Below are 15,948 nucleotides of genomic sequence, written 5' to 3' on the forward strand. Positions count from 1 at the left end.
GCCCGCGCGCCGGTGCAGCTCGTACCCCGTGACGCCGCCCGCCCGCCGCGCGCCGGTCGTACGCCGTACAGCGCTGCGTAAGCTCTGAACTAGCTCAAATCCGGGCGTTCAGTGAATTCGCTCACAGTCAGTGAGCGGGCCTTGCCGTGAGGATGTCGGCTGGCCGTGCCGGGGCGACCCCCACGAAGGGACCCCGGGCCATGGCCGGGACCGCACAGCCCCCACCCCCTCACGAAGGCGAACAACTCCATGAGTGACCGCGTCACCGCGGCCGAGCCGCTGTCCGCCGCACCGGCGAACACGCCCGCCTCCCCCCACGTCGACGCCGGCGACGCCGGATACCGCAAGGACCTCAAGTCCCGGCACATCAACATGATCGCCATCGGCGGTGCCATCGGCACGGGGCTCTTCCTCGGCGCCGGCGGCCGGATGGCCAGCGCCGGCCCCTCGCTCTTCATCGCGTACGCGGTCTGCGGCGTCTTCGCCTTCTTCGTGGTCCGGGCCCTCGGCGAGCTCGTGCTCTACCGCCCGTCCTCCGGCGCGTTCGTCTCCTACGCCCGCGAGTTCATGGGCGAGAAGGGCGCCTACACGGCCGGCTGGCTCTACTTCCTCAACTGGTCGACCACCGCCGTCGCCGACATCACCGCCGCGGCCACCTACGCCCACTTCTGGTCGATGTTCAGCGACGTCCCGCAGTGGATCCTCGCCCTGATCGCCCTCGCGATCGTGCTGGCCGCCAACCTCATCTCGGTGAAGTACTTCGGCGAGATGGAGTTCTGGTTCGCCATCGTCAAGGTCGCCGCCCTCGTGATCTTCATGCTGGTCGGCATCTTCCTCATCGCGACCTCGCACGACGTCGGCGGCTCCACCCCGGGCCTGGCCAACATCACCGACAACGGCGGCATCTTCCCCAACGGCATGATGCCGATGCTCCTGCTCATCCAGGGCGTCGTCTTCGCCTACGCCTCCGTCGAGCTCTGCGGCGTCGCCGCCGGCGAGACCGAGAACCCCGAGAAGATCATGCCGAAGGCGATCAACTCGATCATGTGGCGCGTCGGCCTCTTCTACGTCGGCTCCGTCGTCCTGCTCGCGCTGATCCTCCCGTACACCGCCTACTCCGGCGACCAGAGCCCCTTCGTCACCGTCTTCGACAAGCTGGGGATCCCCGGCGCCGCCGGCGTGATGAACCTCGTCGTCCTCACCGCGGCCCTCTCCAGCCTCAACTCCGGCCTGTACTCCACCGGCCGCATCCTGCGCTCCATGTCGCTGTCCGGCTCCGCGCCGAAGTTCACCGGCGTCATGAACAAGGGCGGCGTGCCCTACGGCGGCATCCTGCTCACCGCCGGCTTCGGCGTCGCCGGCGTCCTGCTCAACTTCGTGATGCCCGAGGACGCCTTCGAGCTGGTGCTGAACTTCGCCTCCATCGGCATCATCGGCACCTGGGCCATGATCATGGTCTGCTCGCTGCTCTTCGTCCGCCGCGCCGAGCAGGGCCGGCTCGTCCGCCCCGCCTACCGGCTGCCCTGGGCCCCGTACACCCAGATCGTGACCCTGGTCTTCCTCGCCTCCGTCGTCGTGCTGATGTGGATGGACGGCGGCATCGGCCGCACCACCGTGAACTGCCTGCCGCTGATCGCCGCGGCCCTCGTCGGCGGCTGGTTCCTGGTCCGCCGCCGGGTCCGCGAGACCGCCGGCGAGCGGGACTGACCCGGCCCGCCCCCGAACTCCCCCCACGGGAGCGGCGAGACCCCCGCAGGCACGGCCTGCGGGGGTCTCGCCTTTTATCGGGAGATAGTGGTACGCAGGAGGCTTACAAGATCCAGTCGGAGGAAGGGAAGTTCGCGATGCCGCAGCACGTCCAGGGGGTCATCGCCCCCGGCAGGAACGAACCGGTCCGTGTCGAGACCATCGTGATCCCCGATCCCGGCCCCGGTGAGGCCGTCGTCAGGATCCAGGCGTGCGGGGTCTGCCACACCGACCTGCACTACAAGCAGGGCGGGATCAACGACGACTTCCCCTTCCTCCTCGGCCACGAGGCGGCCGGAATCGTCGAGTCCGTCGGCGAGGGCGTCACCGACGTCGCCCCCGGCGACTACGTGATCCTCAACTGGCGGGCCGTCTGCGGCCAGTGCCGCGCCTGCCGCCGCGGGCGTCCCTGGTACTGCTTCGACACCCACAACGCCACGCAGAGGATGACCCTCCTCGACGGCACCGAGCTCTCCCCGGCCCTCGGCATCGGCGCCTTCGCCGAGAAGACCCTCGTCGCCTCCGGCCAGTGCACCAAGGTCGACCCCGCCGTCGCCCCCGAGATCGCCGGCCTCCTCGGCTGCGGCGTGATGGCCGGCATCGGCGCCGCGATCAACACCGGGAACGTCTCCCGCGGCGACACCGTCGCCGTCATCGGCTGCGGAGGCGTCGGCGACGCCGCGATCGTCGGCGCCCGCCTCGCCGGAGCCGCGAAGATCATCGCCGTCGACATCGACGAGCGGAAACTGGCCAAGGCGAAGGAGATGGGAGCCACCGACACCGTCGACTCCCGTACCGCCGACCCCGTCGAGGCGATCCGCGAGCTCACCGGCGGCTTCGGCGCCGACGTCGTCATCGAGGCCGTCGGCCGCCCGGAGACGTACAAGCAGGCCTTCTACGCCCGCGACCTCGCCGGCACCGTCGTCCTCGTCGGCGTCCCCACCCCGGAGATGCGGCTCGAACTGCCGCTCCTCGACGTCTTCGGCCGCGGCGGCTCCCTCAAGTCCTCCTGGTACGGGGACTGCCTGCCGTCCCGCGACTTCCCGATGCTCATCGACCTGCACCGGCAGGGCCGCATCGACCTCGGCGCCTTCGTCACCGAGACCATCGCCCTCGACGAGGTCGAGAAGGCCTTCGCCCGCATGCACGAGGGCGACGTGCTGCGCTCGGTGGTGGTGTTCCGATGACCGCCCGCATCGACCACCTGGTCACCTCCGGCACCTTCAGCCTCGACGGCGGCACCTGGGACGTCGACAACAACGTCTGGATCGTCGGCGACGACACCGAGGCGATCGTCATCGACGCCGCCCACGACGCCGACGCGATCCTCGCCGCCCTCGACGGCCGCACCCTGCGCGCCATCGTCTGCACCCACGCCCACGACGACCACGTCGGCGCCGCCCCCGCGCTCGCCGCCGCCACCGGCGCCCGCGTCCTGCTCCACCCCGCCGACCAGCCGCTGTGGAAGCTCACCCACCCCGACCACAGCCCCGACGGAGAACTCGCCGACGGGCAGGTCCTCACCATCGCCGGCACCGACCTGAAGGTCCTCCACACCCCCGGCCACGCCCCCGGGGCGGTCTGCCTGTACGCCCCCGACCTGGGCACCGTCTTCACCGGCGACACCCTCTTCCAGGGCGGCCCCGGCGCCACCGGCCGGTCCTTCTCTGACTTTCCCACGATCGTCGACTCGATCCGCGGGAAGCTCCTGACCCTCCCGCCGGACACGGTCGTCCGCACCGGCCACGGCGACTCCACCACCATCGCCGAGGAGGCCCCGCACCTGGAGGAATGGATCAGCCGGGGCCACTGAGCGACAGGCGGCTCCCGAACCGCCGCTCCTCGCCCGAGAACGGGTCGGTGAACTCCAGCGTCCGCGCCAGCAGCCGCAGCGGCCGCCGGTAGTCCTCCGGCCCGTCCTCACGCACCACCGGGTAGAGCGGATCGTCCAGGATCGGCAGCCCCAGCGCGTTCATGTGCACCCGCAGCTGATGCGTCTTCCCGGTCTCCGGCAGCAGCCGGTACCGCCCGAACGCCCCCAGCCGCTCCACCAGCTCGATCCGGCTCACCGCGTTCGGCTCACCCGGAACCTCCCGCGCGGCCGGCACCCCGCGCTCCTTCTCGATCCGGCTCCGCACCGTCACCGGCAGCGCCACCCCCGGGTCGTACGCCGCCACCGCCTCGTACTCCTTGCGCACCCGCCGCTCCTTGAACAGCAGCTGGTACGCCCCCCGGTCCTCGGCCCGCACCACGAACAGCAGCAGGCCCGCCGTCAGCCGGTCGAGCCGGTGCGCCGGCTGGAGCGCCGGCAGCCCGAGCCCGGCCCGCAGCCGCGCCACCGCCGTCTCCGTCACGTGCCGCCCGCGCGGGGTCGTCGCCAGGAAGTGCGGCTTGTCCACGACCAGGATCCGCTCGTCGCGGTACACCACCCCGATCTCGAACGGCACCCGAGCCTCGGGCGCCAGATCCCGGTGGAACCACAGCCACCGCCCGGGCTCGTACGGCTCCGAGGCCGCAGCCGCCCGCCCGTCGGCCCCGACGAACCGCCCCGCGTCCAGCATCGCGGCGACCCGCTCCGCGCCCACCGCGCCCCCGTACCGCCCGAGCAGATGGGCCCCCACGGTCGGCCAGAGTCCCTCCGGGTCCTCCGGCAGCCGCAGCCGCACCGGATCGATCCCGTCCCGCTGCGCCAGCGGCGCGGCCGGCACCCGCTTCCTCCGCACCGCTCCGCCTCACCGTCGTACCGGGATCCGCCCACGCGAAAGTCCCGGTCGAGAGGACTCGACCGGGACTTCTTCTGGTGTCCGAGGGGGGACTTGAACCCCCACGCCCGATAAAGGGCACTAGCACCTCAAGCTAGCGCGTCTGCCATTCCGCCACCCGGACAGGGTGTGTGTCTCGCGGCCCTGGGCCGTTCCGACGAGGAAAACCATAGCAAACATTCGGGGTGGCCCATCACCACCCCCTCACCCGCCCCACCGGCCCCTCCCGCCCCTCCGGAATCCCCGTCTCGGCATGTGTCGGGGGTGTGTCGGACGGTGGACGCCCTTGCGCCGCCGGGGCGGGGGCGCGGGAGGATGGGGACGACCACCAGCAAGCATGTGGGGCACGTCGTGGGAGGAAGCAGCGTGAGCGAGTCGAACACCGGCCGGACCGTCTCGGGTGAGGACGAGGTCGTCGACCTCTGCCGGGACCTCATCCGCATCGACACCAGCAACTACGGCGACCACTCCGGCCCCGGCGAGCGGGCGGCCGCCGAGTACGTCGCCGAGAAGCTCGCCGAGGTGGGCCTCGACCCGAAGATCATCGAGTCGCACAAGGGCCGCGCCTCCACCGTCGCCCGCATCGAGGGCGAGGACCCGTCCAGGCCCGCGCTGCTCATCCACGGGCACACCGACGTCGTCCCGGCCAACGCCGAGGACTGGACCCACCACCCCTTCTCGGGAGAGATCGCCGACGGCTGCGTCTGGGGCCGCGGCGCCGTCGACATGAAGGACATGGACGCGATGACCCTCGCGGTCGTCCGCGACCGGCTGCGCAGCGGCCGCAAGCCCCCGCGCGACATCGTCCTCGCCTTCCTCGCCGACGAGGAGGCCGGCGGCACCTACGGCGCCCGCCACCTCGTCGACAAGCACCGCGACCTCTTCGACGGCGTCACCGAGGCGATCGGCGAGGTCGGCGGCTTCTCCTTCACGGTCAACGAGAACCTGCGCCTCTATCTGGTCGAGACCGCCCAGAAGGGCATGCACTGGATGCGGCTCACCGTCGAGGGCACGGCGGGCCACGGCTCGATGACCAACTCCGACAACGCCATCACGGAGCTGTGCGAGGCCGTCGGCCGGCTCGGCCGCCACCAGTGGCCGGTCCGCGTCACCAAGACCGTCCGCAGCTTCCTCGACGCACTGTCCGACGCCCTCGGCACCCCGCTCGACCCCGAGGACATGGACGCCACCCTGGCCAAGCTCGGCGGCATCGCCAAGATGGTCGGCGCCACCCTGCGCAACTCCGCCGCCCCGACCATGCTCGGCGCCGGCTACAAGGTGAACGTGATCCCCGGGCAGGCCACCGCCCACGTCGACGGCCGCTTCCTCCCCGGCTACGAGCAGGAGTTCCTGGCCGACCTCGACCGGATCCTCGGCCCCCGGGTGAAGCGCGAGGACGTCCACGGCGACAAGGCCCTGGAGACCAGCTTCGACGGCGCCCTGGTGGACGCCATGCAGGTCGCCCTGCGCGCCGAGGACCCGATCGCCCGCGCCGTCCCGTACATGCTCTCCGGCGGCACCGACGCCAAGTCCTTCGACGACCTCGGCATCCGCTGCTTCGGCTTCGCCCCGCTCCAGCTGCCGCCGGAGCTGGACTTCGCCGGCATGTTCCACGGCGTGGACGAGCGCGTCCCGGTCGACGGCCTGAAGTTCGGCGTCCGCGTCCTGGACCGCTTCATCGACGCCTGCTGACCGGGCGGCCGGCCGCGCCGCCGAATTCGGCCGCGCGTTTGGGACTGACCGGAAAGAGTGAATGACCCCGGGGGCTCGTAGCCCCCTCCATTCCCCCTCGTTACAGGTGTTGCGGTCCGCGGCTGGGGCCGCACTTGTCAACTAGGAGGAATAATGATCAAGAAGGTCGTCGCTGCTGCGGCTGCCACTGGCGGTCTCGTTCTCGCGGGTGCGGGCATGGCCGTCGCCGACGCGGGTGCCCAGGGTGCGGCCATCGGTTCCCCCGGTGTCCTCTCGGGCAACGTCGTGCAGGTCCCGGTTCACGTTCCCGTGAACGTCTGCGGCAACACGGTCTCCGTGATCGGTCTGCTGAACCCCGCCTTCGGCAACACCTGCGTCAACGCCTGACGTTGTGCCCCGCCCCTTGAGGGCGTGAGCCGTCCGGCCCCGGAGTGCGTGCCATGCACTCCGGGGCCGGTGGCGATTCCGCCCCGGGCACGGGCCCGGTGGCCCTCATCCCAAGCCGATCAGGCGAAATGCCGAGAAGGCAGGTAAGCAAGCTATGCGACAGGTCACGCGCAAGAGCATCATCACCGTCGCGGCGGCCGGCGGCGTCCTCGCGCTCGGCGGCGGCATCGCGCAGGCGGATTCCGCGGCGAGCGGCACATCCGCGAACTCACCGGGCGTCGCGTCCGGCAACACCGTCCAGGTCCCCGTCCACGCGCCGGTCAACGCCTGCGGCAACACCGTGAACGTCGTCGGGGTGCTCAACCCGGCGATGGGCAACTCCTGCGCGAACATCCCGGCGCAGGCCGGCCCGGGCTCCTCCGGCCACGGGCGGGCGACCGACTCCCCGGGCGTGGCCTCCGGCAACACCGTGGTGGTGCCGGTCGACGTGCCCGTGAACGTGTGCGGGAACAGCGTCACCGGCATCGGCCTCGGCAACCCGGCGGCCGGCAACGACTGCGCGAACGGCGCGAACCCGGACGGCGGATACGGCGAGGAGGACGGCGGTTACGGCGAGGAGGACGGCGGTTACGGCGAGGAGGACGGCGGTTACGGCGAGGAGGACGGCGGTTACGGCGAGGAGCCCGAGACCCCCGGCACGCCCGGTACGCCTGGCACTCCTGGAACCCCCGGTACGCCTGGCACCCCCGGGACTCCGGGCACTCCCGGTACGCCGGGGACTCCGGGCACGCCGGGCACGCCCGGGACCCCCGGGACTCCGGGCACGCCCGGTACCCCTGGCACCCCCGGTACGCCGGGTACCCCCGGCACTCCCGGTCTGCCGCCCGGCTCGGACGGGGGCACGAACCACCCCGGCCCGCAGCTCTCGCCGCCGCCGGCCTCGCCGGACCACCTCGCCGAGACCGGGTCGTCCGCGCCGCTCGGTGTGATCGTGCCGGCCGCGGCGGGCATGCTCCTCGCGGGCTCGCTGGTCTACCGCCGCTCCCGCCGCGGCGCCTGACCGGACCGCACCGGACCGGCCGGAAAGCGAAGGGGCCCCGCGCGGTGCGGGGCCCCTTTCGCGTCCTTCACCAGGTCGCGCGGATCTGACGGATGATGCGCCGCTTCAGCCGCACTCTGCGGCTGCCGTCCCGCCGCAGGGTGAGTCGGTCCAACTCCCAGTGCCCGTACTCGGCTCGGTCGGTCAGAAGCCGCGCGGTCTCCTTGCGGGAGAGGCCGCGCGGCACGTACACGTCGACAAATTCGTATTCCGGCATCGCATCTATTGTGCGGGCACCGGCCCGGTACGGATAGCGTCTGTCCCATGTCTGATGCTGCGCAGCCCACCGCTGCCGAGGTACGTGCCGCCGCAGAGGCGGTCAAGACCGCACTGGACCGCCACCTCGCGGCGGTCGAACGCCGCACGGGGGACGACGACACGGCCGTGTACGAGGCGTTCAACGCCCTCGCCGCGGCCGCCGAGACCTATGACGAACTCCTCTACGACCGCTACGACGAGGTGACCCCCTTCGAGATCCCCGGAGCCGACGACGGCCTGCCCCCCTACGCCGGACCTGACGAACCGCACGCCCTCAGCGTGCTCATCCGCCGGGACTACGCCGTGGCCGAGCCGCGCCGGCTCGTGGCCCAGGCCCGGCGCGTCGCCGACCTCGACCACGACGAGGACGGACCCCGCGGCACCGCCGCCGCGCTCGGGGTCCTCTTCGGGGAGTACGAACCCGACGAGATCGCCTCCCGCCACAAGGAGTTCGGCCTGGAGGAGGGCGACTCCACGCTCTGGGTCACCGCCGCCGGAGAACTTCCGGAGGCGGGGGAGTGGCTCGCCGCCCCCTTCGAGCAGGCCGACCCGGAGCGGATCGTCTGTCGCTTCGACATCAGCGCCGTCTTCGACGACGAGTACGACGACGAAGGGTCCGAGGCAGCCCCCGGGCCCGGGGGGCGCGCCGGGGCCGAGGCGGCCGGCGTGGGGAAGGGCCGGGGCGCCGAGGGCTGAGAGGCGCCGGGGAGGACGCCGGAGGGCCGGTACATCCACGGGGATGCACCGGCCCTCCGGCGGTTCCGCTCCGGGTGCCCTCACTCCTCGCCGGGGGCGGCGAGCAGGCCGGCCAGGAGCGGCCGCAGCCGAGTCGTCCGCGCCGGGGCGAGGACCTCGGCCACCGCTCGGGGCAGTGCCTGGTCCACGCCGTGCACCACCGAAAGATGGCGCTCCGCCCGGCCGAAGGCCGTGTAGACCCACGGCCGGCTCAGCCCCGGCGCCGCGTCGCCCGGGAGCACGGCGACGACCGCGGGCCACCGCGCGCCGGCCGCCTGGTGGGCGGTCAGCGCCCAGCCGTGCCGCAGCGCCGACTCCACCCGCTCCTTCGGCACGACGACCTCGCCGTCGGCCGTGCGCAGCCGCAGCCCCTCGGCGTCCGCCCCGAGGACCGTGCCCGTCACCGTGCGGCCGGGCACCGGGGCGTACGCCACCCGGTCGCCGGGGTCGTAGCCGCCGAAGCGGCCCGGGCCCGGGTTCAGCCGCTGCTTGAGGGCCGTGTTGAGCGCGCGGGTCCCGGCCGAGCCGCCGTGGCCGACCGTGATCACCCGGGTCTGCTCGGGGGTCAGGCCGAAGGCGCGCGGCACCGATTCGGCGACCAGCTGGACGGTGCGGTGCACGGCCTCGCCGGCGTCCCGCACCGGGACGATCACGACCTCCTTGCCGGGGGCCTCGACCTGGTTCAGCTCGCCGATGCCGATGCCCGAGACCAGTTCCCCCAGCGGGCCCGGGTCGGGGCGGCGGGAGGCCACCCGGGGGCAGACCCGGGCCGCGAGCGCGTCCGCGAAGACCGCGCCGGGACCGGCCGCCCCGAGGACGCCCGGATCGCCGCTGAGGACCAGCCGGCAGCCGTCCGGCAGGGCCTCGACGAGCATCGCGCCCGTCTCCACGTCCAGCTGCGGGGCGTCGAGGACGACCAGCAGGTCCAGGGCGAGCGCGCCCTCCTCGTCCCGGCCGGGGCCGGCCGTCCCGGAGAGCAGCGCGGCGAGCGGCACCACCGTCCCTGCGGCCCGCTCCTCCTCGCCCGGCCGCTCGGGGTCGTGCACGGTGACCAGGACGCGCAGCCCGCGCTCCCGCGCGGCGGCGGCCAGCGCCAGCGGCTCCTCGCGGGCGGCCTCGCCGCCGGTGTGCAGCACCAGGCCGTGGCCGCCCACGGCCCGCTCCAGCTCGCCGCCGTCCCACTCCGCGGAGGTGACGGTGCGCACGAGCCGGGCCAGCCCGTCCGCGAGGCTCTCCTCGGCGAGCGCGTAGCGGTCGAGGCCGAGCAGCGGGGGCTCCACGGGGCCGTCACCGGCGCCGTCGCCCTCCGCGGGCTCGCCCGTCTCCTCCATGTCCTCCGTATCCGCCGCCCCCTCGCCCTCGGGGGTCTCCTCCTCCTGGAAGACCAGGACGGCGCCCTCGGAGACCGCGGTCTCGACGGCCTTCTCCGGATCGGGGACCTCATGCCGGGCGAGTCCGGCGCGCACCTCGTCCAGGGTGAGCGCGGTGTGGCCCTGGAGGGCGGCCCGGTCGAGCAGCCACACGGTCATGGCGACGGCCCGGCGCGGATCGTCCGGACCGCAGCCGCCGCCGAGCAGTGCCCGCGCGAAGCCGTCGGCCTGTTCCGGCCGCACCCCGGCGACGGACAGCAGCCGCCACGGGTCCTCGGCCAGTGCCTCGCCCGCCCGCTCGCCCAGCGCGGCGGCGACCTGGCCGGCCAGCGCCTCGGGCGCGCCGCCGCGGGCCAGCACCTCGCCGACCCCCGCCAGCGCTCCGGCCGTGGGCGCGGGCGGGGCCGCCGGGGCGGGCGGCCGGACGGTGGTCTCGGGGGGCCGGGGCGCGCGGGGCGGCTCCGGCGACGGCTCGAAGAAGGCGCCGCCGGACGCGGCGCCGCCCTCCACGGCCCGTACGGCGGCGAGCAGGTCGGCGGCCGTCCCGCTCAGCTTGGCGCCGCTCGCCACGGTGCCGGCCTTCTCCGCCTTGCGCGCCTCGATCCTGGCCCGCAGCTCCCGCTGGGCCGCCAGCTCCGCCTGCGCCTCGCTCAGCTCCGGCGTCCCGCCCTCGGCGGTCCCGGCACCCTCGGCACCCTCGGCGCTCTCGGCACCCTCAGGGGTCTCGGCGGCCCCGGCGTCCTCGACGGCCCCCGCACCCTCAGAGGTTTCGGCGGTCTCGGTGTCCTCGGCGGTCCCGGGCGCGGCGGACCCGTCGTCCTCGGTCGTGTCGGGCGCGGCGGACGGCGCCACGTCCTCGTGGGCCAGGTCCTCGGACGCCTCGGGCGCGGTCTCCCCGGAAGGCTCGGTCACAAGGTGCTCCAGTCGTGATCCGGATAGCGGTGCACGGGCGCGGACACATCGTCCAAAGCCCGGCAGATCTCGTCAGGAAGACTAAGGCCCTCCACCGACAGCGCGGCCGTGAGCTGCCGGGCCGTGCGCGCGCCGACGATCGGGGCGGTGACGCCGGGCCGGTCCCTGACCCAGGCGAGCGCGACGTGCAGCGGGCTCGTGGCGAGGCCGTCGGCCGCCGTGCTGACCGCCTCCACGATCCGGCTCGCCGCCTCGTCCAGGTACGGCTCCACGAACGGCGCGAGCGCCTCCGACGCGCCCCGGGAGTCGGACGGCGTGCCGCTCCGGTACTTGCCGGTGAGCACCCCTCGGCCGAGCGGGGAGGAGGGAAGCAGACCTATGCCGAGGTCGATCGCGGCGGGCAGCACCTCCCGCTCGACGCCCCGCTGGAGCAGCGAGTACTCCAGCTGGGCCCCGGCGAGCCGGGTGCGGTCCCCGGTCAGCTGCCAGGTGCCCGCCTTGGCGAGCTGCCAGCCGCAGAAGTTGGACACGCCCGCGTACCGCGCCCGGCCGCTGCGTACCGCGATGTCGAGGGCCTGGAGCGATTCCTCCAGCGGCGTGTACGGGTCGTAGGCGTGCAGCTGCCAGAGGTCCACGTGGTCCGTGCCGAGCCGGGCCAGGGAGGCGTCGAGGGCGGCGAGGAGATGGCCGCGCGAGCCGTCGGTGCGACGGTCCGGGTCCGGGACGCTGCCGGCCTTGGTGGACAGGACCAGATCGCGGCGCGGCACCAGCCGCTCCATGAGCCGCCCGAGCAGGTACTCCGCCTCGCCGCCGCCGTACACGTCGGCGGTGTCCACGAGCGTGCCGCCCGCGTCCCAGAACACCTTCAGCTGCTCCGCGGCGTCGTGCTCGTCGGTGTCCCGCCCCCAGGTGAGCGTGCCGAGCCCGATGCGCGAGACGCGCAGGCCGGTACGTCCGAGATGCCTCTGCTCCATGGGCGGGACATTACTGGCCAGGGCACCACGCGGAGAGACCCTGTGGACAGAACCTGTGGACGACGGCGTGGCGTCCGGCTCCTGACGGATGCGGGGAGGGCGCGCTAGAGTCCGGACCGAGAGACGTTACTCATGGGTAAGGGGTGTGTGGACATGCGGCTCGGCATCAACCTCGGCTACTGGGGCGCCGGCATGGACGGCGACAATCTGGCGGTGGCCCAGGAGGCCGACCGCCTCGGCTACGACGTGTGCTGGGCGGCGGAGGCGTACGGCTCGGACGCGCCGACGGTGCTCTCCTGGGTCGCCGCGAAGACGGAGCGCATCGACGTCGGCTCGGCGATCATGCAGATTCCGGCGCGCCAGCCGGCCATGACGGCGATGACCGCCGCCACCCTGGACTCGCTCTCCGGCGGCCGGTTCCGGCTCGGTCTCGGCGTCTCCGGCCCGCAGGTCTCCGAGGGCTGGTACGGCGTGAAGTTCGACAAGCCGCTCGCCCGCACCCGCGAGTACGTGGAGATCGTCCGCAAGGCGATGTCCCGCGAGCGGCTGACCCACGAGGGCGAGCACTGGACGCTGCCGCTGCCCGGCGGCCCCGGCAAGCCGATCAAGCTGACCGTCCACCCGCAGCGCGAGCACATCCCGCTCTACATCGCCGCGATCGGCCCGAAGAACCTGGAGCAGACCGGCGAGATCGCCGACGGCGCCCTGCTGATCTTCCCCTCCGCCGAGCACCTGGAGGAGACCGCCCTGCGCCCGCTGCGGGCGGGCCGCGAGAAGGCCGGTCTGACGATGGACGGCTTCGACGTCTGCCCGACGCTGCCGCTCGCCCTCGGCGAGGACGTCGACGCGCTCGCCGACGTCTTCCGCCCGTACACCGCCCTCTACGTGGGCGGCATGGGCAGCCGCAAGCAGAACTTCTACAACCAGCTCGCCCGGCGCATGGGGTACGAGAAGGAGGCCGCAGAGGTCCAGGACAAGTACCTGGCCGGCGACAAGACGGGCGCCGCGGCCGCCGTGCCCCGCTCCCTGATCGACCAGACCGCCCTGCTCGGCACCGTCGACCGGATCGCGGACCGCATGACCGCCTACGCGGAGGCCGGCGTCACCACGCTCACCCTCGCCCCCGCGGGCTTCACCCTCGACGAGCGCCTCACCGCCCTGCGCGCGGGCGTGGAAGCCCTGGAGCGGGCGAACCTGGCCTAGGCACAGGGGAGCGGGAGAAACGTTCCGCGGCCGTGGTGGGGGCTCGGGGGTCTTCCCCGCCACGGCCGTCATGTCGTTCAACGCGCCACAGCGCCCCCGGTTACGGCCCCGGCTCTCACTCTTTCGGCCGATACCTCGGAGTCCTCCTGTTGCCCCCCGCCCCGGAGCGCACTTGACTCGGTCTCCCGGACCCGCGGAGCGCCCGGTCGTCCGCACGGAGGTGGCAGCGATGCTCACGGCCAAGAGCCTTTTCCAGGAAATCATCGACGACGACGAGGCCTTCCGGCTCTTCTGCTCGATCGCCGCCAGCGGCGAGTCGCAGGGCGGCTGGGAGAACGCCCGGATCGCCGCCCTCGTCGCGCCCGGCATGCGGGACCTCACCCCGAAGATCACCCGGCACGGCGCCGACGAGGACAAGCACGGACGGATCTTCAACGCCCTGCTGCGCAAGCGCGGCCTCGAACCCGTCCCCGTCCCTCCGGACACCGACTACACGATGCTCCTGGAGGGGCGCGGCATCGGCCTCGCCCACGACAAGCTCCGCCGCGACGAGCCGCTGACCGAGGAGGACGTCGTCGTCTACCTCGCCCACAGCAGGGTCACCGAGGAACGCGCCGCCGCCCAGATGCAGCTCCTCGTGAAGTACTTCGGCGACCACCCGGAGCTCGGCAAGGCCATCCGCATGATCTGCAACGACGAGGACAACCACCTCGCCTACTGCCACGAGGAACTGCTCCGGCTCGCCCGCGCCGGCCACGGGCGGCTCATCCAGCGCACCCTGCGCGAGTCCGCCCTCGCCGAGATCCAGGTCTACCGCGACGTCAGCCTCGCCGTCATGAGCCACATGGGCCGCATCCTGGACTGGCCGAAGGCCAAGGGCGCGGTCCTCGCCGCGGGCATCCACGGCGTGTACGCCTACGAGCGCGCCGCCGGCTGGCACAAGATGATCAGCCTGCGGATGCCCGAACGGCTCGACGCCCTCGGCGGCCCCGCCGTCCCCGCCCCGGCGTTCTGACGAAGCCACCGGCGGCGCGGCGGGTTCACAGCCAGCCGCGCCGCTTGAACAGGCGGTACAGGCCCAGCTCGATCCCGGCCATCACCAGGATCACCGCCGGGTACGACCACGCCCAGTGCAGCTCCGGCATGTGGTCGAAGTTCATGCCGTAGATCCCCGCGACCATCGTCGGCACCGCCGCCATCGCCGCCCAGGCCGAGATCTTGCGCATGTCGTCGTTCTGCCGCACGCCCATCTGCGCGAGGTGCGCCGACAGCACGTCCGACAGCAGCCGGTCCAAGCCCTCCACCTGCTCGTTGGCCCGCAGCAGATGGTCGTTGACGTCCCGGAAGAAGGGCTGCGACTCCTCGTTGACGAACGGCACCGCGCCCGCCGTCAGCCGGGCCATCGGCGCCGCCAGCGGCCCCGACGCCCGCCGGAACTCCAGCACCTGCCGCTTCGCCGTGTAGATCCGCTCCGCCGTGTTCACCGACCCCGAACCGCCCGGGGCGAAGACGTCGGCCTCCAGCTCCTCCAGGTCCACCTGGAGCTCGCCCGCCACGTCCAGGTAGTGGTCCACCACCGCGTCGCTCACCGCGTAGAGCACCGCCGTCGGCCCGTGCCGCAGCACCTCCGGATGGGTCTCCAGACGCTTGCGCACGGCCGCCAGGGGTGCCCCCTCGCCGTGCCGGACCGTCACCACGAAGGAGTCGCCGAGGAAGAGCATCAGCTCCCCGGACGAGACCCGGTCGCTCTCCGGCTCGTAGACCACGGGCTTCAGCACCACGAAGAGGGAGTCGTCGTAGACCTCCAGCTTGGGCCGCTGGTGCGCCTTCAGAGCGTCCTCGACCGCCAGCGGATGCAGCGCGAACTCCGAGGACACATGGTCGAACTCGGACTCCGTCGGCTCGTACAGGCCCACCCACAGGAAGGCGTGCCCGGAGGCACGCGCCTCGGCCAGGGACCGCGAGAGGTCACCGCCGCACTCCGTCCGGCGGCCGTCGCGGTACAGGGCAGAGTCGACGATCACGCGCCGTATTCTCCCTCCACACGTCCGGTTCCGCACGTCCGCCTACCCGCCGCGGACCGTCCCACACGCGCGCGTGCGCCGTAGGCTGGCAGGCATGGCCACGCTGATCCTCGTCCGGCACGGACGCTCCACCGCCAACACCTCCGGGCTGCTCGCCGGGCGCACGCCGGGAGTGGCGCTCGACGAGCGCGGCGCCGCCCAGGCCGCCGCCCTGCCCGGCCGCCTCGCCGGCATCCCGCTCGCCGCCGCCGTCTCCAGCCCCCTCCAGCGCTGCCGCGAGACCCTCCAGCCGCTCCTGGACGCCCGCCCGGACCTCCCGCTCCACGTCGAGGAGCGGATCAACGAGTGCGACTACGGCGACTGGTCGGGCCGCAAGCTCGCGGAGCTCAACGACGAACCGCTGATGGAGGTCGTCCAGGCGCACGCCTCCGCCGCCGCCTTCCCCGGAGGCGAGTCCATGCGCGCGATGCAGTCCAGGGCCGTCGAGGCGGTGCGCGACTGGAACGCCCGGATCGAGTCCGAGCACGGCGAGGACGCCGTCTACGCCATGTGCTCCCACGGCGACATCATCAAGTCCCTCGTCGCCGACGCGCTCGGGCTCCACCTCGACCTCTTCCAGCGCATCCACGTCGACCCCTGCTCGCTCACGGTCATCCGCTACACCCGCCTGCGCCCCTTCCTGGTCCGCCTCGGCGACACCGGAGACCTCGCCGCCCTGGCCCCCCGCGAGGCTCCCGACACCAGTGGGACGGCCGAGGTCGGGGGTGGTGCGGGCGCACCGTGATC

Annotated in this window: 15 protein-coding genes and 1 tRNA gene; 10 read left to right on the forward strand and 6 right to left on the reverse strand. The window is 73.1% G+C overall.

Going from position 1 to position 15,948, the window contains the following annotated elements:
- The first annotated feature begins 249 nt into the window (after positions 1-249).
- The 3 genes from ACFYT9_RS30705 (at position 250) to ACFYT9_RS30715 (ending at position 3,559) form a co-directional block, all read left to right on the forward strand.
- Positions 250-1,707, forward strand: a complete 1,458-nt coding sequence (locus ACFYT9_RS30705; protein WP_387274960.1) for an amino acid permease — start codon at positions 250-252, stop codon at positions 1,705-1,707.
- Between the two features lie 137 nt (positions 1,708-1,844).
- The gene (locus ACFYT9_RS30710; protein ID WP_389169016.1) at positions 1,845-2,933 is read left to right on the forward strand and encodes an S-(hydroxymethyl)mycothiol dehydrogenase; all 1,089 of its coding nucleotides are present in this window, start codon (positions 1,845-1,847) and stop codon (positions 2,931-2,933) included.
- Positions 2,930-3,559: an MBL fold metallo-hydrolase gene (locus ACFYT9_RS30715; RefSeq protein ID WP_376604456.1), complete on the forward strand. Its 630-nt coding sequence runs from the start codon at positions 2,930-2,932 to the stop codon at positions 3,557-3,559. Before ACFYT9_RS30710 ends, ACFYT9_RS30715 begins: the two co-directional genes overlap by 4 nt.
- Here the strand turns inward: ACFYT9_RS30715 and ACFYT9_RS30720 are convergent.
- Both ACFYT9_RS30720 and ACFYT9_RS30725 read right to left on the reverse strand, forming a co-directional pair.
- Complete coding sequence (locus ACFYT9_RS30720; protein WP_389169018.1) at positions 3,543-4,454, reverse strand: pseudouridine synthase; 912 nt, start codon at positions 4,452-4,454, stop codon at positions 3,543-3,545. The two genes, ACFYT9_RS30715 and ACFYT9_RS30720, sit on opposite strands and share 17 nt — an antisense overlap.
- Before the next feature lie 90 nt (positions 4,455-4,544).
- Positions 4,545-4,632: transfer RNA gene (locus tag ACFYT9_RS30725), tRNA-Leu, on the reverse strand.
- 242 nt (positions 4,633-4,874) lie between these two features.
- Between ACFYT9_RS30725 and ACFYT9_RS30730 the strand changes: the two genes are divergently transcribed.
- From ACFYT9_RS30730 to ACFYT9_RS30740, 3 genes are all read left to right on the forward strand, one after another.
- Complete coding sequence (locus tag ACFYT9_RS30730; RefSeq protein ID WP_389169020.1) at positions 4,875-6,200, forward strand: M20/M25/M40 family metallo-hydrolase; 1,326 nt, start codon at positions 4,875-4,877, stop codon at positions 6,198-6,200.
- Positions 6,201-6,353: 153 nt separating this feature from the next.
- The gene (gene chpH / locus ACFYT9_RS30735; protein WP_015032475.1) at positions 6,354-6,587 is read left to right on the forward strand and encodes a chaplin ChpH; all 234 of its coding nucleotides are present in this window, start codon (positions 6,354-6,356) and stop codon (positions 6,585-6,587) included.
- A 154-nt stretch (positions 6,588-6,741) separates the two neighbouring features.
- Positions 6,742-7,647, forward strand: a complete 906-nt coding sequence (locus ACFYT9_RS30740; protein ID WP_389169021.1) for a chaplin — start codon at positions 6,742-6,744, stop codon at positions 7,645-7,647.
- Positions 7,648-7,714: 67 nt separating this feature from the next.
- On the opposite strand, the gene ACFYT9_RS30745 is transcribed toward ACFYT9_RS30740, so the two are convergent.
- Positions 7,715-7,903 carry a DUF5703 family protein gene (locus tag ACFYT9_RS30745; protein WP_376605950.1) on the reverse strand — a complete coding sequence of 63 codons (189 nt, stop codon included), beginning with the start codon at positions 7,901-7,903 and terminating at the stop codon, positions 7,715-7,717.
- 47 nt (positions 7,904-7,950) lie between these two features.
- Between ACFYT9_RS30745 and ACFYT9_RS30750 the strand changes: the two genes are divergently transcribed.
- On the forward strand, positions 7,951-8,640 hold the full coding sequence (locus ACFYT9_RS30750; RefSeq protein ID WP_389169023.1) for a hypothetical protein: 690 nt from the start codon (positions 7,951-7,953) through the stop codon (positions 8,638-8,640).
- Between the two features lie 80 nt (positions 8,641-8,720).
- Here ACFYT9_RS30750 and ACFYT9_RS30755 read toward each other — a convergent pair whose 3' ends face one another.
- Together ACFYT9_RS30755 and ACFYT9_RS30760 are read right to left on the reverse strand one after the other, a co-directional pair.
- Positions 8,721-10,961, reverse strand: a complete 2,241-nt coding sequence (locus ACFYT9_RS30755) for a helix-hairpin-helix domain-containing protein (RefSeq protein WP_389169025.1) — start codon at positions 10,959-10,961, stop codon at positions 8,721-8,723.
- Positions 10,958-11,935, reverse strand: coding sequence for an aldo/keto reductase (locus ACFYT9_RS30760; protein ID WP_376602186.1), 978 nt, complete (start codon positions 11,933-11,935; stop codon positions 10,958-10,960). Before ACFYT9_RS30760 ends, ACFYT9_RS30755 begins: the two co-directional genes overlap by 4 nt.
- Before the next feature lie 153 nt (positions 11,936-12,088).
- Here ACFYT9_RS30760 and ACFYT9_RS30765 point away from each other — a divergent pair, with 153 nt between their 5' ends.
- Positions 12,089-13,138 (forward strand): LLM class F420-dependent oxidoreductase, encoded by a 1,050-nt coding sequence (locus ACFYT9_RS30765; protein WP_389169027.1) that lies wholly within the window; start codon positions 12,089-12,091, stop codon positions 13,136-13,138.
- 229 nt (positions 13,139-13,367) lie between these two features.
- Positions 13,368-14,153: a ferritin-like domain-containing protein gene (locus ACFYT9_RS30770; RefSeq protein ID WP_376602184.1), complete on the forward strand. Its 786-nt coding sequence runs from the start codon at positions 13,368-13,370 to the stop codon at positions 14,151-14,153.
- A gap of 25 nt (positions 14,154-14,178) precedes the next feature.
- On the opposite strand, the gene corA is transcribed toward ACFYT9_RS30770, so the two are convergent.
- Positions 14,179-15,171: a magnesium/cobalt transporter CorA gene (gene corA, locus ACFYT9_RS30775; RefSeq protein ID WP_389169048.1), complete on the reverse strand. Its 993-nt coding sequence runs from the start codon at positions 15,169-15,171 to the stop codon at positions 14,179-14,181.
- A gap of 85 nt (positions 15,172-15,256) precedes the next feature.
- On the opposite strand from corA, the gene ACFYT9_RS30780 reads away from it, so the two are divergent.
- Positions 15,257-15,946: a histidine phosphatase family protein gene (locus ACFYT9_RS30780; protein ID WP_376602183.1), complete on the forward strand. Its 690-nt coding sequence runs from the start codon at positions 15,257-15,259 to the stop codon at positions 15,944-15,946.
- The last annotated feature ends 2 nt before the right edge of the window (positions 15,947-15,948 follow it).

The organism is Streptomyces sp. NPDC004435 (genome assembly GCF_042873895.1).
GTDB lineage: Bacteria > Actinomycetota > Actinomycetes > Streptomycetales > Streptomycetaceae > Streptomyces.